At 64.9% G+C, this 18,472-nt stretch carries 24 protein-coding genes; 7 read left to right on the top strand and 17 right to left on the bottom strand.

All coding sequences use genetic code 11. From position 1 onward, the window contains the following. Window positions 1-139: 139 nt before the first annotated feature. From CHB74_RS14615 to CHB74_RS14585, 7 genes are all read right to left on the bottom strand, one after another. Window positions 140-1,546, bottom strand: a complete 1,407-nt coding sequence (locus tag CHB74_RS14615; protein ID WP_089220431.1) for an aldehyde dehydrogenase family protein — start codon at window positions 1,544-1,546, stop codon at window positions 140-142. A gap of 110 nt (window positions 1,547-1,656) precedes the next feature. After that, window positions 1,657-3,006, bottom strand: a complete 1,350-nt coding sequence (locus tag CHB74_RS14610; RefSeq protein WP_089220430.1) for a sensor histidine kinase — start codon at window positions 3,004-3,006, stop codon at window positions 1,657-1,659. A 126-nt stretch (window positions 3,007-3,132) separates the two neighbouring features. Further along, a complete protein-coding gene (locus CHB74_RS14605; protein ID WP_089220374.1) occupies window positions 3,133-3,798 on the bottom strand; it encodes a response regulator transcription factor in 666 nt (221 codons plus the stop codon). A gap of 7 nt (window positions 3,799-3,805) precedes the next feature. Then, window positions 3,806-4,108 (bottom strand): hypothetical protein, encoded by a 303-nt coding sequence (locus CHB74_RS14600; RefSeq protein ID WP_245842943.1) that lies wholly within the window; start codon window positions 4,106-4,108, stop codon window positions 3,806-3,808. A gap of 250 nt (window positions 4,109-4,358) precedes the next feature. Further along, complete coding sequence (locus tag CHB74_RS14595; RefSeq protein ID WP_089220429.1) at window positions 4,359-4,643, bottom strand: TFIIB-type zinc ribbon-containing protein; 285 nt, start codon at window positions 4,641-4,643, stop codon at window positions 4,359-4,361. A gap of 195 nt (window positions 4,644-4,838) precedes the next feature. Further along, entirely contained in the window at window positions 4,839-5,273 is a 435-nt protein-coding gene (locus tag CHB74_RS14590; RefSeq protein WP_089220372.1) for a DUF488 domain-containing protein, read from the bottom strand. Continuing rightward, entirely contained in the window at window positions 5,273-5,662 is a 390-nt protein-coding gene (locus CHB74_RS14585) for a VOC family protein (RefSeq protein ID WP_089220371.1), read from the bottom strand. Before CHB74_RS14585 ends, CHB74_RS14590 begins: the two co-directional genes overlap by 1 nt. A gap of 51 nt (window positions 5,663-5,713) precedes the next feature. On the opposite strand from CHB74_RS14585, the gene trmFO reads away from it, so the two are divergent. Beyond that, window positions 5,714-7,036, top strand: coding sequence for a methylenetetrahydrofolate--tRNA-(uracil(54)-C(5))-methyltransferase (FADH(2)-oxidizing) TrmFO (gene trmFO / locus CHB74_RS14580; RefSeq protein ID WP_089220370.1), 1,323 nt, complete (start codon window positions 5,714-5,716; stop codon window positions 7,034-7,036). A 24-nt stretch (window positions 7,037-7,060) separates the two neighbouring features. On the opposite strand, the gene CHB74_RS14575 is transcribed toward trmFO, so the two are convergent. Together CHB74_RS14575 and CHB74_RS14570 are read right to left on the bottom strand one after the other, a co-directional pair. Continuing rightward, a complete protein-coding gene (locus CHB74_RS14575) occupies window positions 7,061-7,525 on the bottom strand; it encodes an EF-hand domain-containing protein (protein WP_089220369.1) in 465 nt (154 codons plus the stop codon). Window positions 7,526-7,573: 48 nt separating this feature from the next. Continuing rightward, the gene (locus CHB74_RS14570) at window positions 7,574-8,215 is read right to left on the bottom strand and encodes a hypothetical protein (protein WP_089220368.1); all 642 of its coding nucleotides are present in this window, start codon (window positions 8,213-8,215) and stop codon (window positions 7,574-7,576) included. A 222-nt stretch (window positions 8,216-8,437) separates the two neighbouring features. Here CHB74_RS14570 and CHB74_RS14565 point away from each other — a divergent pair, with 222 nt between their 5' ends. From CHB74_RS14565 to CHB74_RS14555, 3 genes are read left to right on the top strand one after another with little or no spacing between them, the layout of a single operon-like run. Continuing rightward, a complete protein-coding gene (locus tag CHB74_RS14565; protein WP_245842942.1) occupies window positions 8,438-10,084 on the top strand; it encodes a TadE/TadG family type IV pilus assembly protein in 1,647 nt (548 codons plus the stop codon). Further along, window positions 10,081-10,668 (top strand): TadE/TadG family type IV pilus assembly protein, encoded by a 588-nt coding sequence (locus CHB74_RS14560; RefSeq protein WP_089220366.1) that lies wholly within the window; start codon window positions 10,081-10,083, stop codon window positions 10,666-10,668. The genes CHB74_RS14565 and CHB74_RS14560 overlap by 4 nt, the downstream gene beginning before the upstream one ends. Beyond that, window positions 10,665-11,441, top strand: coding sequence for a TadE/TadG family type IV pilus assembly protein (locus CHB74_RS14555; RefSeq protein ID WP_245842941.1), 777 nt, complete (start codon window positions 10,665-10,667; stop codon window positions 11,439-11,441). The genes CHB74_RS14560 and CHB74_RS14555 overlap by 4 nt, the downstream gene beginning before the upstream one ends. Window positions 11,442-11,471: 30 nt before the next feature. Here the strand turns inward: CHB74_RS14555 and CHB74_RS14550 are convergent, their stop codons facing one another. The 3 genes from CHB74_RS14550 to CHB74_RS14540 form a co-directional block, all read right to left on the bottom strand. After that, window positions 11,472-11,972 (bottom strand): nuclear transport factor 2 family protein, encoded by a 501-nt coding sequence (locus tag CHB74_RS14550; RefSeq protein WP_089220365.1) that lies wholly within the window; start codon window positions 11,970-11,972, stop codon window positions 11,472-11,474. Window positions 11,973-12,064: 92 nt separating this feature from the next. Beyond that, entirely contained in the window at window positions 12,065-13,195 is a 1,131-nt protein-coding gene (locus CHB74_RS14545) for a M14 family metallopeptidase (protein WP_425442290.1), read from the bottom strand. A gap of 13 nt (window positions 13,196-13,208) precedes the next feature. Further along, complete coding sequence (locus CHB74_RS14540; RefSeq protein ID WP_089220426.1) at window positions 13,209-13,799, bottom strand: DUF4136 domain-containing protein; 591 nt, start codon at window positions 13,797-13,799, stop codon at window positions 13,209-13,211. 169 nt (window positions 13,800-13,968) lie between these two features. Between CHB74_RS14540 and ykgO the strand changes: the two genes are divergently transcribed. The 3 genes from ykgO to CHB74_RS14525 are packed head-to-tail and all read left to right on the top strand — an operon-like array spanning window position 13,969 to window position 15,152. Continuing rightward, window positions 13,969-14,094, top strand: coding sequence for a type B 50S ribosomal protein L36 (ykgO, locus tag CHB74_RS14535; protein WP_004210176.1), 126 nt, complete (start codon window positions 13,969-13,971; stop codon window positions 14,092-14,094). Beyond that, window positions 14,091-14,714 (top strand): HAD family hydrolase, encoded by a 624-nt coding sequence (locus CHB74_RS14530; RefSeq protein ID WP_089220364.1) that lies wholly within the window; start codon window positions 14,091-14,093, stop codon window positions 14,712-14,714. Before ykgO ends, CHB74_RS14530 begins: the two co-directional genes overlap by 4 nt. Before the next feature lie 3 nt (window positions 14,715-14,717). Then, window positions 14,718-15,152 carry a DUF1810 domain-containing protein gene (locus CHB74_RS14525; RefSeq protein ID WP_425442289.1) on the top strand — a complete coding sequence of 145 codons (435 nt, stop codon included), beginning with the start codon at window positions 14,718-14,720 and terminating at the stop codon, window positions 15,150-15,152. On the opposite strand, the gene CHB74_RS14520 is transcribed toward CHB74_RS14525, so the two are convergent. The 5 genes from CHB74_RS14520 to CHB74_RS14500 form a co-directional block, all read right to left on the bottom strand. Continuing rightward, the gene (locus CHB74_RS14520) at window positions 15,145-15,942 is read right to left on the bottom strand and encodes a DUF72 domain-containing protein (protein WP_089220363.1); all 798 of its coding nucleotides are present in this window, start codon (window positions 15,940-15,942) and stop codon (window positions 15,145-15,147) included. The two genes, CHB74_RS14525 and CHB74_RS14520, sit on opposite strands and share 8 nt — an antisense overlap. Next, window positions 15,939-16,286 carry a GFA family protein gene (locus CHB74_RS14515; protein ID WP_089220362.1) on the bottom strand — a complete coding sequence of 116 codons (348 nt, stop codon included), beginning with the start codon at window positions 16,284-16,286 and terminating at the stop codon, window positions 15,939-15,941. The genes CHB74_RS14520 and CHB74_RS14515 overlap by 4 nt, the downstream gene beginning before the upstream one ends. Window positions 16,287-16,312: 26 nt before the next feature. Then, window positions 16,313-16,660: an antibiotic biosynthesis monooxygenase family protein gene (locus tag CHB74_RS14510; protein WP_089220361.1), complete on the bottom strand. Its 348-nt coding sequence runs from the start codon at window positions 16,658-16,660 to the stop codon at window positions 16,313-16,315. A 77-nt stretch (window positions 16,661-16,737) separates the two neighbouring features. Next, on the bottom strand, window positions 16,738-17,214 hold the full coding sequence (locus tag CHB74_RS14505; RefSeq protein ID WP_089220360.1) for a VOC family protein: 477 nt from the start codon (window positions 17,212-17,214) through the stop codon (window positions 16,738-16,740). A 292-nt stretch (window positions 17,215-17,506) separates the two neighbouring features. Next, on the bottom strand, window positions 17,507-18,082 hold the full coding sequence (locus tag CHB74_RS14500; protein ID WP_144033800.1) for a hypothetical protein: 576 nt from the start codon (window positions 18,080-18,082) through the stop codon (window positions 17,507-17,509). Between the last annotated feature and the right edge of the window lie 390 nt (window positions 18,083-18,472).

Genomic DNA, 18,472 nt, shown 5'->3' with positions numbered 1-18,472 from the left:
TACGGCCACAGGCCGGGCAGAAAAGGGGCGGCCCCAGCGGGGCCGCCCCTTTTTCTTTGCCGGTATCGCGCAGGCGCCCCGGTGAGGGCCGGCCGGTGGGGGCCCGCCGCGGCCAGCCCCCCGAGCCTTTGCCCTCGGATTATTGCCGCGAAACGCTGACCACGCTGCGCTGGGCAAATTCGGTCAGCCCTTCCTTGCCGAATTCGACGCCGAGGCCCGACTGCTTGGCGCCGCCGAACGGAATGTGCGGGCCGAAATGGGTGTGGTGGTTGATCCACACCGTGCCGCTTTCGATCTGCGCGGCGACGGCGAGCGCCTTGTCGATATCCTCCGACCAGACCGACCCGCCAAGGCCATATTCGGACGCGTTGGCGCGCGCGATGACATCGGCGGGATCGTCATAAGCGATCACCGGCAGGATCGGCGCGAACTGTTCCTCATCCACCAGCCTGGAGCCTTCGGCGATGTCGCGCACCACGGTCGGCTCGATGAAATAGCCGCCGCCTTCGCGCACCTGGCCGCCGGCGATGATCCGGCCATCGGCATGCGCGGCGGCGAGATAGGTCTTCGCCTTTTCGAACTGCTGCGCGTTCTGCACCGGCCCGACGCGCGTGCCCTGTTCCAGCCCGTCACCCAGCGCATATTCCGCCGCCTCGCGCGCGATCGCCTCGCACATTTCCTCGTAGATCGAACGGTGGACGTAGAGGCGCTTGAGCGCGATGCACACCTGCCCGGCATTGTTGAAGGCGCTGCCCACCGCACGCTGCGCGGTCTTGGCGATATCCGCGTCGGGCAGGACGATGCCGGCATCGTTGCCGCCCAGTTCGAGCGTGAGGCGCTTGAGCGAGGAGGCCGCCGCCTCCATCACCTTGCGGCCCGTGGGGGTGGAGCCGGTGAAGCTGATCTTGGCGACATCGGGATGCGCGGTCAGCACCGCGCCCAGATCATTCTTGTCGACAAGCACGTTGACCACGCCGGCCGGGAAGATGTCCTTCGCGAGATTGGCGATCATCAGCGCCGTCACCGGCGTCGTCGGCGCGGCCTTCCAGATGAAGCTGTTGCCGAGCAGCACCGCCGGCGCGAGCTTGTAGCAGCCGATCAACAGCGGGAAATTCCACGGCGTGATGCCGGCGACGACGCCGAGCGGACGATAATGCGCCTGGATGTGATAGCCTTCATCTTCCTGCACGGTTTCCGGTTCCAGCGACTGCTGGGCGAAATGGCGGAGGAAGATGGCGGCATAAGCGGTTTCGGCCTGCGCCTGTTCGAGCGGCTTGCCCTGTTCCATCACCAGCGTGCGGGCGAGATCGACGGCATTGGCATCGATCGCGTCGGCGAGCTTGACGAGCGCGGCCTGGCGATCGGCGAGCGGCGTGGCGGCCCATGCCGGCTGCGCCTTCTTCGCCGCCGCAATCGCGCGCAGCATATCATCCTCGTTCGCGCGGGCGACGGTGGTGAAGGGCGACCCGGTGGCGGGGTTGATCACGTCGAGCGCCTGCGCCCCATCGGCCAGCGCGCCATCGATCAGCATCTTGTGTTCGGCCATCTCATCATCCTCTGCTTGCCGGCTGATGCCGGTCACGCGCGGAGGCTAGGCGATGGCGTGGAGTCGGTCCTAGTCCGTTTGGACGGGAAACTAATTGTTCGCGAGGGCCGTCAGGCCGCCGCCGGCAGCCGCAGACGGACGAGGAGACCGCCGAGATCCTCGCTTTCCTCCAGGCTGACCGTGCCTTCATAGATTTCGACGACATCGCGGACGATGGCGAGGCCGAGCCCGGTGCCGGGCTTGCCGGTATCGAGCCGCGCACCCCGGACGAAGAGGTTGCGACGATCGGCCTCGGGAATGCCGGGGCCGTCATCCTCGATGATGATTTCAACGAAGCCGGCATCGCGCCGCACCTCGACGAAGACGCGGCCCTGGCCGTATTTGGCGGCATTTTCGATCAGATTGCCGAGGATCTCCTCCAGATCCTGATGCTCGACATGGACGACCGCATCCTTGACGCCGGCCAGATCGACGGTGACGTGGCGGTGGAGCCGCGCCATCGCCCGTTCGACCGCCTTCAGCGCTGGCCACACCTCCGCGCGGCTCTGCGCCGAACCGCGCCGGCCGACCGCGCGAGCGCGGGCGAGATGGTGATCGACCTGACGGCGCATCGTCGTCGCCTCGCGGATGATCGTGTCCTTGAGGTCCGCGCTGTTCGCCGTCGCCTCGTTCATGATCACCGACAGCGGCGTCTTGAGCGCATGGGCGAGATTGCCGGCATGGCGCCGCGCCTCCTCCGCCTGCTTTTCATTATGGGCGAGCAGCGCGTTAAGTTCTTCCACCATCGGCGCGATTTCGTTGGGCAGGGCATCGTCGATCCGCTGGATCTGCCCCGTCCGCACTGCATAGATGCCGCGCCGGATCTTGCGCAGCGGCCACAGCCCATAAGTGGCCTGCAAGGCCGACGCGACGATCAGCCCGAGCCCGAGCAGCGCGAAGGCGCGGACCAGGGTGCGCCTGAGCGTCGCGATCTGTTCGTCGAGCGCGGCGCGCCCTTGCGCGACCTGAAAGCGCCAGCGCACCTGCGACGCCGGCAGGCGGATATCGCGTTCGAGGATGCGCAGCGGCTCATCACCGAATTCGTGGCTGTCATAGACATGGACGTCATCGTCGCCATGCTGCGCCTTCACCGTCAGCGCGCGATCCCAGAGCGAGCGTGAGCGGAAGGTTTCGAAACCACGGCCGCTGATCTGATAATAAAGCCCCGAATAGGGTTCCAGAAAACGCTGGTCGGCGAGCGGGCGGTTGAAGCGGACCTCGCCATCGGGGCCGATTTCCGACGAGGCGATCATCGCGGTCAGCACATATTCGAGCTGCGCGTCGAAATTGCGGGTGATCGCCGATGTCAGCACGCGATCGAGCTCAAGCCCGCCGCCGACGAGCAGCAGGAAGATCCAGAGCGAGGATATGCCGATCATCCGGCGGGTGAGCGAACCCGTCGATCGTTCGGTGGCGGGCATCGGCCGCAACCGCGTGCGGATCAGTCGCAGGAAGGCAGGCAGGCGGAAACGGGGCGGCGCTTCGGCCGCCGCCGGTGGAGGCGGGTTGCTATCGGTCACGTCTCCACCCCGATCCGCTCAGGACGCTCAGGCGTCCCGTTCCTCGAGGCTGTAGCCGAGCCCGCGGATGGTGGTGATCACGTCCTGCCCCAATTTCTTGCGGATGCGCGTGACGAACACCTCGATCGTATTGGAATCACGATCGAAATCCTGATCGTAAATATGTTCGATCAATTCGGTGCGGCTAACCACCTTGCCCTTGTGGTGCATCAGGTAGCTGAGCAGCTTATATTCCTGCGCGGTCATCTTCACCGGCTCGCCGGCGAGCGTGACCTTGCCCGAATGCGTATCGAGGCGGACATCGCCCGCAATCAGTTCGGACGAGGCATTGCCCGATGCACGGCGGATAAGCGCGCGCAGGCGGGCGATCAGTTCTTCGGTCTGGAACGGCTTGGCGAGATAATCATCGGCGCCCGCATCGAGCCCCGCCACCTTGTCCGACCAGCTGTCGCGCGCGGTGAGCACGAGGACGGGCATTTCCTTGCCATCCTTGCGCCACCGATCGAGCACCGTCAGCCCGTCGAGCTTCGGCAGGCCGAGATCGAGGACGACGGCATCGTAATTTTCGGTGCTTCCGAGAAAATGGCCATCCTCGCCATCGGTGGCGAGATCGACCGCATAGCCGGCGCCTTCCAGCGTGGCGCGGAGCTGACGGCCGAGATTCGGCTCGTCCTCGACAATCAATACCCGCATATTTCAGTCATTCTCCCGAACGGCGGAGGATCTGGCCGGTGCGTCCGTCCACGTCGATCCATATCACGGAACCGTTCCGCATGAACTTCATGCGGTACATGTTCGATCCGGGATCATATTCGGGTCGGCCGAGATAGTCGCCCCTGATCTGCGGCAGCACGCGGCGTTCGAGGACCGGCAGCGGCTGGCTGCGGCCGCTGCGCACGGCTTCGAACGCGGCGTCCTGATCGCGGCGGCCGGCCTCCGCAGGCGCAGCCAGCGAGGTAACGGCAAGGGTGCCCGCGATACAGGGCAGGACTAAAGTCTTCATCGGCATGGGCTTGTGGCATAGCCAGGCCGCCTTGAATAGGCGATGAATGCCACATTGGGCCGCCGTTCATCGAGCAACATGCCGAACGCCCGGGCGACGGAAGCACCCTGCCCCATCGCCCAGGCGGCAATTCCAGCCGGATGGCGCCTAAAGCGTTTTCCAAGCAGGTGGAATCAGATGCTGACTCGGAAAACGCGGTAAACAAAGAGCTTAGAGCATTCGAGCCGACGCAGTCGGATCGGAAACTGCTCTAGTCGAACAGTTCCTCGAGGAACGACTTCTTGCGCTTGTGATAGCCATAAGGCTGCGGGGCGTGGCCGCGATGGCCGCCGTCCCAGGGCGAGGGCTGGCTGCGCGGCGCGGGCTGTGCGGGGGCGGGGGCGGCCGCCGGCGCGGCATCGCGCGTGCTGCGTTCGATGATCTTGTCGAGTTCGCCACGATCGAGCCAGACACCGCGGCATTGCGGGCAATAATCGATCTCGACGCCCTGACGTTCGCTCATCACCAGCGGCACCCGACAGACGGGACAGGGCATTCCGACGGCGGCATTGGTCACTTCACGATCTCCTCATGCTGCGCCCGACCGCCGAATCGCGCACATCGCCGACCAGCATCGAGCGCACTCGATGCGGTCCGACATCGCGACCGGTGAAACGATCGCCAGAGGGGCCCGGCCCGCAACCGCGAGATGCGATGCGCGACCGCCGATTTCAACACGGGCTTTCGTAACTTATTGTGCGAACAGATCGACCACATCGGCATCAGGCGCGACGGCGCGGACCAGCAGGCTGCGATGGCATTGCGCGGGATCGCGCTCGAAACAGAGCAGCGCGCTTGGCCGTTCCGCCGCCAGTTCGCGCAGCTGCGCCGCCTGCACGATGGCTTCCGGCAGATCGAGCTGGGCGGCATAGACGCGTTCGAGCCCGGCATGATCGCCCCTGCGCGCCGCCTCGCGCCCGTCCGGCGGGGTGCCAAGCGCCTTCAGATGCACATAAGCGATGCCCGCATCCTTCAACCCGGCGGCGAGGACATTCTTGGAAAAACCGGGCTTGCGCGACAGCGGCACGGCCCGCACGTCGATCACCTGTCGAACATCCGCCGCCTGCAGCGCGGCGATCAGCCCGGCCTGGGTGGCGCCTTCATAGCCGATGGTGAAGAGGCGCATCAGGCCTGCCGGTGGCAGACGGCCTCGACATTGATGCCGTCGGGATCGAGCACGAAGGCCGCGTAATAATCGGGATGATAATGCGGGCGCAGGCCCGGCGCGCCATGATCGGTGCCGCCCGCCGCCAGCGCCGCCGCGTAGAAGGCATCGACCGTCGCGCGATCATCGACCGCGAAGGCGATGTGCGTGCCCTGCCCCGGCTGTTCATTGTCGCCGATCCAGAAGAAGGGCTTGCCGCCCCTGCCCAGCCCCAGCGCGGTGCCGCCGGATGCCGTCATCTCCGGCGTCACTTCCATCAGCACAGCAATCCCGAGCGGTTTCAGCGCGGCTTCGTAGAAGGCGCGCGAACGGGCGATATCCGACACCGCGAGACCGACATGATCGAGCATCCGCCTTCTCCCACTCGCATCCTGCGGGCTTTGCTTCTATCGCACTTCGCCATGACTCACGACATCCATATCATCGGCGGCGGGCTCGCCGGATCCGAAGCCGCGTGGCAAATGGCCGAGGCCGGATATCGCGTCCGCCTGTCGGAAATGCGCGGGGTGGAAGGCACGCCCGCGCACAAGACCGACGACCTGGCCGAACTCGTCTGTTCCAACAGCTTCCGGTCCGACGATGCCGAAAGCAACGCCGTCGGCCTGCTCCACGCCGAACTGCGGCAGATGGGGTCGCTGATCATGGCCTGCGCCGACAAGCATCGCGTGCCGGCGGGATCGGCGCTGGCGGTGGACCGCGACGGCTTTTCCGCCGCGGTGACCAGCGCCGTCGCCGGACATGAGCGGATCGAACTGGTGCGTGAGCGCGTCGACGGGTTGCCGCAGGGCCCCGCGATCATCGCGACCGGGCCGCTGACCGCATCCGCGCTGGCCCAATCCATCCTGGCGGAAACGGGCGAGGAGCAGCTGGCCTTTTTCGACGCGCTGGCGCCGATCGTCCACCGCGACACGATCGACATGGACGTGGCCTGGTTCCAGTCGCGCTGGAACAAGGGCGAGGGCAAGGATTACATCAACTGCCCGATGAACAAGGACGAGTATCTCGCCTTCATCGACGCGCTGCTCGCCGGCGAAAAGACCGCGTTCAAGGATTGGGAGGCCGACACCCCCTATTTCGACGGTTGCATGCCGATCGAGGTGATGGCCGAACGCGGCGTCGACACGCTGCGCCACGGGCCGATGAAGCCGGTCGGCCTAGATGATCCGCGCACCGGGCGCTGGCCCTATGCCGTCGTCCAGCTGCGGCAGGACAATGCGCTCGGCACGCTGTGGAACATCGTCGGTTTCCAGACCAAGCTGAAACATGCCGAACAGGTGCGCGTGTTCCGCACCATACCGGGGCTGGAAAAGGCCGAATTCGCGCGGCTGGGCGGGCTGCACCGCAACACCTTCATCAATTCGCCGCGCCTGCTGGACGGCGAATTGCGGCTGAAGAGCGCACCCAATATCCGCTTTGCCGGCCAGATCACCGGCTGCGAAGGCTATATCGAATCCGCCGCCGTGGGCCTGCTTGCATCCCGCTTCGCCGCCGCCGAGCTGGCCGGCCGGACGATGCCGCGCCCGCCCGTGGAAACCGCGCTCGGCGCGCTGCACAACCATATCACCGGCGGCGCGGAGGCCGAAACCTTCCAGCCGATGAACGTCAATTTCGGGCTGATGCCGCCGCTGACCGGGATCGGCCGGACCAAGAAGGCCGATCGCAAGCTGCTCTACACCGCGCGCGCGCGGGAAAAGCTGGCGGGCTGGCTGGAAAGCGCGGCCTGATCGCCCCTCAACGCTGATGAGCTCTCAGCCCTCCTCCGCCTCGTCGCGGCCGGGCGGGGGCGGCGGGCAATCAGGCTTGGCGGGCGTCTTGCGGACAATGCGGGTGGTGGCGAATTCGCGGGCGTCGAGCGCGCCCGAACGATCCCCATCCGCCCTGGCGAACTTCTCGCTCGTCTTGACCGCATATTCCTCGAACGACAGGCGCCCATCGCCGTCGCGATCGAGCCTGGCGAACGCCTTGCGCCGCGCCGCCAGATATTCGTCGCGCGCCACCGCGCCGTTCCGATCGCGATCATAGCGAGCGAAGCGCCGTTCCTCGCGCGTCTGTTCGCTCGCCTGCGGCGGCGGCGCGAGCGGATCGGCGGGCGCTGGCGCGGCGAGCAGCGGGGCCGGCGGCACCGGGCTTTCGGCGCGGCTGCCGCTCCACCAGAAAATCCCCGCCGCCGTCAGCAGCAGCGCCGATGCGACACCCGCAATGAACCGGCCCATGCCAGCCTCCCCCATCGTCCCCGGCGCGGGAGGCTAGCGGCAAGTGGCTCAGCGGCCAAGCATTCCCGCAGCCAGCGCGCGGAACAGCCGGCGCGGCGATCCCTGCCGGCGGGATTCCAGCCCGCCCGGCCGGGCATCGCGCCGCGCCAGAGCCGCGAGCACAGCCAGCGGACGCGGCAGGCGGACGGGGGCGAGCAGTTCGAGCGCATGGCCGCGCAGCGCCTCCGCCTCCTCGCCGCCATCGCCCATGGCGATCCGATCGATCAGCGCCCAGCCTTCCCCCGCATTGCCGATCGCGCGATCCACCGGCCAGCCGAGCAGGCGCGCGGACAACTCGAACAGCGGGCGACCGCGCGTGCGGGCGTGGCGGGCGAGATCGGGGGGCAGATCGCCCAGCGCCGCCCAGCCTTCCTCCAGCGCGGCGCAATCGGCGCCGCTGAGGCCGAGCGGCAGAATGTGGCGAACCACATCCTGCAACAAGGGTTCGTCGGGCGGCGGCCCGCCATCCAGCGCCTCCAGCGCCTCACGCCACCAGGCGAGGCGGATCGCGCGGATCATCGGTTCATGCGCGGCGGCGAGCACCTGGCCCATGCGTTCGTCCAGCCGCCACAACACGGCCAGCGCCTCGCGCCGATCCTGCGGGGCATAAACCAGCGCGAGCGCGCGTTCGGGATCGTCAGGCTGGATCATCCCTTCCCCATAACCGCCGCGCAAAAGCACGCAACAGCGCGTTAACCGTCCGGCTTCAACAAGCATTAGCCCTTCTTTGGCATTGCGGTGCAACGGGCGCCTGTGGGGGCGCCGAGCAGGACAATCCGCATGGCGCACGCAGGCAAGAGCAAGGAAGGGGCCCGGAGCGCGAAGGGCAGAACGGGGCCGGACGCGGCAGCCCGCCCCCCATTTCTGGCCCGGTTGCGCGACAACACGGCCGGCAATGTCGCCGTGATCACCGCCGCCGCCTTCATCCCGCTGGTCTGCCTGATCGGATCAGGCGTGGACATCAGCCGCGCTTATGCCGCGCAGAGCCGCCTGCAGGTGGCGTGCGACGCCGCGTCGCTCGCCGGCCGCCGCGCGATGAGCAACGGCGAGGTCGACCAGACCGTGCGCGACGAAGTGACGAAGTTCTTCAACTTCAACTTCCCACAAGGCAGCTTCCAGACGGCGGCCTTCACGCCGACGACGGCGAAGGGCCAGGACATTTCCGTCGTCGTCACCGCGCAGACGACCATTCCGACATCGATCATGAAGCTTTTTGGCTTCGGCACGCTGCCGATTTCGGCGACGTGCAACGCCAAGCAGGATTTCGTGAACACCGACATTCTGCTGGTGCTCGACGTCACCGGATCGATGGATCAATCGATCGGGGGCACCAAGAAGATCGCGTCGCTGCGCACGGCCGTTCTGGCGCTTTATGACGAATTGAAACCCGTGCAGGACAAGCTTGCCGCCCAGGGGTTACGACTGCGGTACGGCATCGTGCCTTATTCGACGAACGTGAATGTCGGCAAGATCGTCAAGGCACAGAACGCCAACTACATCGTTTCGGACAACTGGACCTACCAATCCCGCACACCGCGCTACCGCCATCGCGAATATGGCGTGACCAAAGAATATTGCGACACCAAAGGCGGCAGCTGGCGCAACGAGGATGGGACCGCCAACGACCGCTGCACCTGGTACAACAAGGATTCATCGGGCACGCGAAGCGATTGGTTCTACGAGCCGGTTTCCATCGATGTTTCCGGCTATGTAACCGGCAACAGCACGGCCGTGCCGACACGCGATATCGGCACGACGGAAAATGTGAAATGGGCCGGATGCATCGAGGAACGGCAGACGGTGAGCACGATCGTGCCTTCGACCAACCTGACCATTCCGTCGGGAGCCAAGGACCTCGACATCGACCTTATCCCATCGGACAACACATCGCGCTGGGCGCCGTTCTGGCCCGAAGTGGAATATAACCCCGACGGCAGCGGCGACCGCCTGACGGCCTATTGCCCGGCAGAAGCCAAACGGCTGACCGTGATGACGCGCAGCGAGATGGACACCTATGTCAAATCGCTGTCACCGACCGGGAACACATATCTCGATTCCGGCCTCATCTGGGGCGCCCGTTTCATCTCCCCCAAGGGCATATTCAAGAGCAATGCCGAAGCACTTCCCTGCAACTCCACCGATGCAGGAAATTCGGTCAGCTATTGCAGCATGCCGGTCGCGCGCTTCCTGATCTTCATGACCGATGGCGAGATGGTCACCAGCAGGTCGAACTACACGCTCTACGGCGCCGAACAATGGGACAAGCGTGTCACCGGCGGCTGGACAAGCGAAAGTGACCAGGACAACCGGCACATGCAGCGCACGAAGATGATGTGCAATGCCGTCAAGGGCATGAACGTCTCGGTCTGGACAATCGCGTTCGGGACCAGCCTGACCGATACGCTGCGTGACTGCGCCAGCAGCACATCGCAGGCATCAACGTCCGCCAACCAGGCCGAGCTGATCGCCAAGTTCGTGGAGATCGGCAAGAACATCGGCTCGCTGAGGTTGACGCAATGAGGCTGCGGCATCTCCATCGCCGGATCCGGGAGGATCGGCGCGGCATCGCGGCCGTCGAGTTCGCGCTGGTGGCGCTGCCCCTGTGCGGCATCATCCTCGCGCTGTTCGATTTCGGTTATCGCATGTATCTGGGATCGGTAATCGAGGGCACGCTGCACCGCGCGGCGCGCAATTCGGCGATCGGCAATCTGACGGCCCAACAGGTCGACGATTATATCGACAGCCAGCTCGAAAGCTTTTCCAATACTGCGACCATCGAGATCGAGAAGAAAAGCTATTATGAATATTCCGGCATCGGGAAGCCGGAAAAGATCAAGCAGGATACCGACCCTCTTGGCGAATATAATGTCGGCGACTGTTATGAAGATCTGAACGGAAACGGCATTTACGACAGCGTCGCCGGCCGCACCGGTTTGGGCGGATCGGATGACATCGTCTATTACAAGGTCACGGCGACCTACAACCAGCTGATGCCGCTAACCAAGATCTTCGGCTTCTCGTCCGTGGCGACGGTGAGCCGCAGCACGGTGCTGCGCAACCAGCCCTTTGCCGCGCAGACCATTCCGACGGTGAAGTGCACATGACGCCCGCCCGCCATTGGCTGCGCCGCCTGCGCCACGACGCCAGCGGCATCGCGCTGACCGAGTTCGCGCTCTACATGGTGCCGGCGCTGTTCCTGGGCCTGGCAGGCCTTGAAACGGTCAACTATGTGATCGCGAATGTTCGCGTCGGCCAGATCGCCATGGCGACCGCGGACAATGCCGCACGTGTGCGCGATTCGATCGACGAGCATGACGTGAACGAGCTTTTCATCGGCGCCAAGCTGGCCGGTGAAGGCATCCACTTTGCCGAACAGGGCCGCATCATCCTGTCCAGCGTCGAACCGCGCAGCGTGGCGCCACTGACCACCAATATCAACGGCACCGACGTGCCGAACCAGTGGATCCGCTGGCAGCGCTGCTATGGCATGAAAGACGCCTCATCCAGCTACGGCACGCCGCGCACCAGCGGCGACGGCACGATCACCGATGGATCGGAGGCCTGGAAACGCAGCGACCCGACCAAGGCTTCGGCCGCGCCGAGTGACCAGATCAAATCGGTGCCGATGATCGGCAACAGCGCATCCCCGACCAAGATCGGCACCGCGACCAAGAATGTCGCCGCGCTGGGCGGCACGGCCGTCATGTTCGTCGAGATCGTCTATGATTATAAGCCGGTTTTCTGGGGCGGCCTGATCGGCGACCGGACGATCCGCGACATCATCGCGTTCAACGTCCGCCAGCGTGCCGATCAGGTGCTGAAGCCCGGGGGGCTTGCAGCGACAAGCTGGTCCACCTGCAGCCGCCGCTACGTCTGACCCGCGCACGCGCCAGACGAGGCGTCAGGTTCAGCGCGGCAGCACCCCGCCCAGCATCGGCGCGCCGAAACGGGCGAAGGCGTGGCTGCTCAGCTCAATCGGCTCCTTCAGCATCTCGACGCGTTCGAACAGGCGCACATAGCCCGAATGCAGGATCCGCCATTCGCCATCGCGGCGGACATAGCGATCCTGATAAAGCGCCGAGCCATGCGTCATCCGGTTGGTCGCCATGTTCACCGCCCAATCGATCATCGTCCAGCGGCCTTCCGCATTGTCGGCATCGTGGACGGTGATTTCCGGCATGAGGGCGAGGTGCATGCCGACGAACTGGTTGTTCTGCATCTGGCTGAGCATGCCTATGATCTCATCCCGGCTGCCGGCTTCGTAGAGGTAGGAACCGCCTTCGTAGCGGATCGTCGCCTCGGGCACGAAACAGGCGGTCAGCCCATCATTGTCGCCGCTATCCAGCATCCGCATGTAGCGATGCTTGAGCTGCTTGATCAGCTCGATCTCTTCCAGCCTGAGCGTCATTCGGCCATCCTTCCTTATGATGGCCCCGTTAGGCGGCGTCCGGCCCGGCGAAGCAACCCCCGACCGGCCCGCCGCCCTATCTTCATGTCCTTTTAGATATCGCCGATCATTTCGTTGAGCGTGGCCAGGCAGTCCGCCGCCAGTTGCTTCGATCGCGCCGGCGACCAGCCATAGGCCGGATCGGGCAGATCATCATTGTCCTTGAACGGCATTTCCAGCGTCATCGCCACGCAGCCGAAGCGATTGGCGAGCTGGTTGGTCGACATCGACAGATTGGCCTTGCCGGGTGCCGCGACATCATAGCCCCGCGCCGTCTGGAAATCGGGCGTGCGCCGGGCCAGCGTGTCGCGGAAGCGATGATAAAGCTCGCCCTGACGATCGGTCCAGGCGGGAATCCCCTCGAACCCGGCGATGAAGACGTGCGGGATCGCTTCGTCGCCATGGACGTCCATCGCGAAATCGACACCGCTTTCCTGCATCGCGGCGAGCGTATGGAGCACTTCCGGGCTGCGTTCGGCCGAGGGCTCATGCCATTCGCGATTGAGGTTTACGCCCACCGCATTGGTGCGAAGATGCCCACGCCGCGAACCATCTGGGTTCATATTCGGCACGATATGGAACGTCGCCGCCGCGCGCAGCGCCCGCGCCACGCTGTCCTGATCGTCGGTCAGCCGCTCCAGCGCGCCTTCCATCCACCATTCGGCCATGGTCTCGCCCGGATGCTGGCGCGCATAGAGCCACACCTGCTTCGCGCCCGTGCCGACCGTCAGACAATCCAGTTCCTGCCCGTCGAGCGTTTGCCCGAGCGAGCGATGGCGCACCCCCGGCCGCACCGCCATGCGCGCGACCAGATCATGGTGCCGTTCCATCGAATAAGGCGCGAAATAGGCGAACCACGCATTGTTGGTGGCCGGGCGGTGCCGGATCGTCAGCACGCCATCGGCATAGCCGGTTTCCGCCTGATGCCAATGCTGCCGATCTTCCGACACCCGCGCATGGTAGCCGGGCCAGCCACCGGGATAAGCGGCGCCACCGGCGTTCAGGATCCGCAAGGTCACATCCCGCCCGGCAGCGCCGGTCAGCCGGAAATGGAACCATTGATAGAAATCCGATTCGTGGTCGCGCGCGATCTCCAGATCGAAGCGATCGCCCTCCTGCCCGACGACGATGATATTACCGCTGTCGAACGCGGCCGAGATTCCGAGTGCCAATTTCGCGCCCATCTTGTTGTTCTGCCTATTTAACCGTCACCGTGCGCCCGGATTCGCCGGGGAAATCCTTGAACATTGCCGATGCCAGCCGCCTAACGGTGGCCGACGGTTCGGCATAGGGGGTTCCCGCCCGCGCTTCGCTGCGCGCACGGCCTTCCCATACCACGGTTCCTTCCGAACGCCGCTTGAGCTGGACGGCAAGCTCGGTCAGCACCATCTGGCGCGAGTTGGACTTGCCGATCGGGAAGCTGACGCCCCCGCCAATGCCGACCCCGCCGCCATAGCTGCCCCCGCCGATGCCGACCGACATGCCCGATCCGCCGCTCATTTCATCGCGGAAGCCCTGGGTGACGGCAACCACCGCGACGAGTTCCGAACGGCTGATGCCGGGCGCCAGCCGGAAACCGAGCCGGGCGAGCTCGGCGCTCACCGCTTCGGCCTGATCGCGAAACTCCAGGCTGTTCGCCATCGCCGGGTTCAGCGGCTCCACCACGATCTCGCCCCGGGCGAGCGGCTGGCCGAGATGGAATCGCGTCACCTGCGCCGGCGGAACGGACGACGCGCAACCGGCAACCGCAAGCGCGTAACCCAGAATAGCAAGGCGGCGTAGCGACATGGCATTTGGTTCCTTTTTCAGCCCCGGCATCACATGGACGCGGATTGAAACGCTTGTCCAACGTCTTTTGCTGCATCGGCCTGCTTCGGCTTGACTCTGGTTCGGCCGTTGAATAGGGGAGCGCCTCACTTTTCCCGACGACGACTTAGATAAGGCAGGCGTTCTAGCCATGAAGATCCGCAATTCGCTCAAATCGCTCAAGGGGCGTCACCGCGACAATCGCGTGATCCGTCGTCGTGGCCGCACCTATGTGATCAACAAGACCAACCGCCGCTTCAAGGCGCGTCAGGGCTGAGCGCAAAGCCGCTCCGGGCCGTCGTCTTCGACGTCGGCCATGTCCTGTACGACTGGCATCCCAGATACCTCTACGCCCGCCTGATTTCCGATCAGGCGGCGTTGGAGGATTTTCTGGCGCGCGTCGTAACCGTCGAATGGCATTTCCAGCACGATGCCGGCCGCCCGTTCGCTGAAACGAGCGCCGAGCTTGCCGCGCGTCACCCCGAACATGCCGATCTGATCGCGCAGTTCGGCCCGCGATTCGGCGAAACGATTCCCGGCCCGATTCCGGGCAGCCCGGAAATCGTGGAAACGCTGGATGCCGCTGGCGTGCCGCTGTTCGCCATCACCAATTTCTCGGCCGAATTCTGGGCACCGTTCCGCGCGGATCACGCCGCGCTGTTCGATCGCTTCCGTGATATCCTCGTTTCCGGCGAGGAAAAGATGGTGAAGCCCGACCCCGCGATCTTCGATCTGGCGATGCGCCGTTTCGGCCTGGCACCGGGCGAGGCGCTGTTCGTCGACGACCGGGCCGAAAATGTCGCCGCCGGCGAGGCCGCGGGGCTGATCGGCCATGTGTTTCGCGATGCTCCCACGCTGCGCGCCGACCTCGTTGCGCGCGGGCTGATAGCGGCCTGAACCATGGATATGGGCGATCCCTTCGATCTCGCCCGCTTCATCGCCGCGCAGGCCGACAGCTATGATCGCGCACTCGTGGAATTGCAGGCCGGCGCAAAGCGCAGCCACTGGATGTGGTTCATCTTTCCCCAGATCGCAGGGCTCGGCTTCAGCGCGATGGCGCAGCGTTACGCGATCGGCTCGCTCGCGGAAGCGCGGGCCTATCTCGATCATCCGCTGCTCGGTGAACGCCTGCGCGACTGCACGCGCGCGCTGCTGACGCATGCCGGGCAGGATGCGGAAACGATCATGGGCGGGATCGATGCGGTCAAGCTACGCTCGTCGCTCACCCTGTTCGACGCGGCCGCCGATGACCCGGCGGCCGAACCGTTCGGCGATGCGCTCAACGCCTTTTACGGCGGCGAACGCGACCCGCGCACGATCGCCCTGCTCAGCTGACCCGATCGATCAGGGCCTGCGCCGCCGCTGGGTTGCGCACCTTCGCGCCGCTGATGAAGAAGATATAGACATCGCGCGCGGCCAGCTTGGGCGATGCCGTTGCGACATAGTGCAGGCCGTCAGGCGCTTCCCCCGCCGCCCAGCCCTTCGCCACCGCAGCCCAGCGATCGAGCGCCGCCGGCGCATAGCCCGCCGATTCCTGCTCCTCGCTCTGCTGCAGGCGTGCATAGGCGAAATCGGCGGTCAGATCGGCGATCGCCGGATATTCGGCATGATCGGCAAAGACGATCGCCGCGCCATGATCGCGGGCGAGATCGACAAAGGCCGGATCGACGAAGCTTTCGTGGCGCACCTCCAGCGCATGCCGCAGGGTGCGATCGCCGAGCTTGCCGGGCAGCAGCTTCAGGAACGCGGCCATATCCTCGCGATCGAACTTCTTGGTGGCCATGAACTGCCAGAGGATCGGCCCAAGCCTGTCGCCAAGCCGAGCCATCCCCTGCCCCAGAAACTTGGCGATCGAATCCGCGCCTTCGGCCAGCACCCGCCGGTTGGTGCAGAAGCGCGAGGCCTTGACCGTGAAGACGAAATCGCCGGGCACGGCATCCGCCCATTTCTGCCAGCTTTCGGGCTTCTGCGTGCTGTAATAGGTGGCGTTGATCTCGATCGCGGTCAGCCGTTCGCCGGCAAAGGCCAGTTCCTTCGCCTGCGCCAGTTTTTCGGGATAGAAGGTTCCGCGCCACGGCTCGAACGTCCATCCGCCGATGCCGATATGGATGCGGCCCGCGCTCAAAGGCTCGCCCCGTCGAAATGGCGGACGGGTATCGCATCGGGATCCACCTCGTCCACGCAGCGCAGGTTGACTGCCCGCACCGGGCTGCCATCCGGCCCCTTGCCGATCGCAAAGGCCTGCGTGCCGCAGGTGCGGCAGAAACGATGCTCGATCGCGTGGCGATTGAAGAAATAGCTTTCCGTCGCATCCTCGCCGCGCAGCAGCTGGAACTGTTCCGGCGGGTAGAAAGCGAGCAGGAAGCCCTTGCGCCGGCAATGGGAGCAATTGCAGCCGATCGCCTCGGCCGGAACATCGGCATCGACGGTGAAGGCCACCGCACCACAATGGCAACTACCGTGCAGCATCCGCCTCTCCCTTCATCCCCCTGCCCTCATCCCCGCCCCTGATCCTCGTCGGCCAGCGCCAGCGTCCGCAGCAGCAGATCGTCGGTCACCTCCATCGCCAGCAGCGGCTCACGCGGGGCATCGGCGATCGCATCGACGAAGGCCGCGCGGGTGGCGGGTTCGTCATAGACCATCTTCGCTTCGAACGCGCGCCGCCAGCTCGCCTCGTCCGGCCATTCCGCGATGCCGACGAAGCGGCCGTCCGCCGTGCGATGCAGACGCGAACCATGGCTGCCGTAGATCGCGGTGATGAGTTCCGTGCCCCGTCGCCATGCGGCGCGGAACTGATCCTCCTTACCGGGATGGACACGCCACCAATAGACCGCGACGAACATGGCCTTCTCCTTCGCGCGGCGGGCACTATCCCATGCCCCGGCCGGCCTTGCCAGCCCGCGCGACGGCGAAGCCCGGTTCAGGCCGCGTCGCGGGCACGTTCCAGCGCGGCGATGTCGATCTTGTGCATGCCCAGCATCGCCTGCATCACCCGCTTGGCCTTCGCGGCATCGGGATCGGCGAGCATCTCGCCCAGCGCGCGCGGCACGATCTGCCACGAAACGCCGTAGCGATCCTTCAGCCAGCCGCATTGTTCGATCGATCCGCCGGCGGAAAGCCCCTCCCACAGCCGATCCAGCTCGGCCTGGTCGGCGCATTCGAAATGGAGGGAAATGGCGTGGGTATATTCGAAGCGGATACCGCCGTTGAGCGCCAGGAAGCGGTTGCCACCGATGGTGAACGCCACCATCAGCACCCCGCCCTCGACATTGCCGGGGCTGTCGGCCACCGCGCGCTGGACATGATCGATCCGCGCATCGGGCATCAGCGAGACATAATAATTGGCCGCTTGTTCGGCCTCATCAGCAAACCAGAGACAGGGAGCAATCCGCGACATCGGGTATCTCCTTCATCGAACCGGCGGCCCATCGGTCAAAGCCGCGCCCCAAGGACGCAGCCGCACCGGCCGATCCGACATAGCAGATGGAATTTTGTTCCCCGAACGCGGGGGGACGATGGAGGAGCCAATAGCACGGCACGTCGCCCCGGCTATCGACGGTGAACGGTGGTCAGGTTTTGGGAAGGCGCACGGGATGGTCAGATGGCGGTTAGGTCGGGGGAAGCGGACGATACCTATCGTTGCACAGGGATATTTCGTAGACCGTCGGCGATAGGCTTTCCTGGCAGCCTCACTCCTTTTGGGCGTTCTTAAGCCAGGTTCCTGCAGCGAAATGTTCGGCACCGGCCAGATCAAGCTGCAGTTGTTGTTGCGCCGTGCGACTCTTGCCTTCCCCAGCAGCCCGCGTGGCGACCACGAGGTTCTGATATGTTTTGGGGCACAATTGCCTGCCAACTTCCACAAAGGCTTGAATGCGGCTCTCCTCACTCTTCTTCAGCGTGTCAGCGAGCCATTCGTCGCCAAAGAAGACGGAAGAGAATTTGATTCCACCTGCTGATCTAGAGCACTCAATATAGCGCGCTTGCATCTCGCCCACGGTAGGATCGAGCCCAGAGGGAACGGCTACACTTTCTCCGCCCTCCAATCGATTAATGATAACATTCCACGCTGCCACACGAGCCTTGGCACCGACATATTCAAGCGAAAGGGTTTCCTCATCGGACGCCCCCGTTTCTACGCCTTGATCAAGTGACTTGGCTGACGCATCAATTTCAGCAGCGCACTGTTTCGCCGCGTCCTCAGCAATCGCGAAGATATTCCGCCGCTGAAAGGTCGCGGCCTCTGCGAACTTGCTCGCACATGCCATGGCGCTTGCATACTCATCCGCAGCGCGGGAAGCCGAGGGGCTGCTGATAGCTTGAGCTGAGAAGAGCGAGAAGATTACTAAATTAATCACTGGACCATTCTGCCATCCATAATGCTCAGCCGTCCTCTGACTGCCCCGCGCGCGTTACACTGAGTTCATGCTGGCAGCCCTCGTCAATGTCCGCAATGTCGGCGTGTCCTGACAGGCGGGATTCAGGCCGTGAACTCAAATACCGGCCGCACCCGCTTCGCCGCAGCCGCGCCTAGCGCTCATCGACATGATCGCGCACGGCCCGCAGCTTTGGCGTTTCGGCGATGGGCTGGCCGGCATATTCGCGCAGGCCCCAGGCGCCCCACTGACTGACGGGGCCGGTATTGTTGTACAGCGTCA

This window comes from Edaphosphingomonas laterariae (genome assembly GCF_900188165.1).
GTDB classification, from domain to species: Bacteria; Pseudomonadota; Alphaproteobacteria; order Sphingomonadales; family Sphingomonadaceae; genus Sphingomonas_E; species Sphingomonas_E laterariae.
The sequence above is the reverse complement of the archived record's forward strand: the minus strand, read 5'-3'. Positions and strand labels throughout refer to the sequence as shown.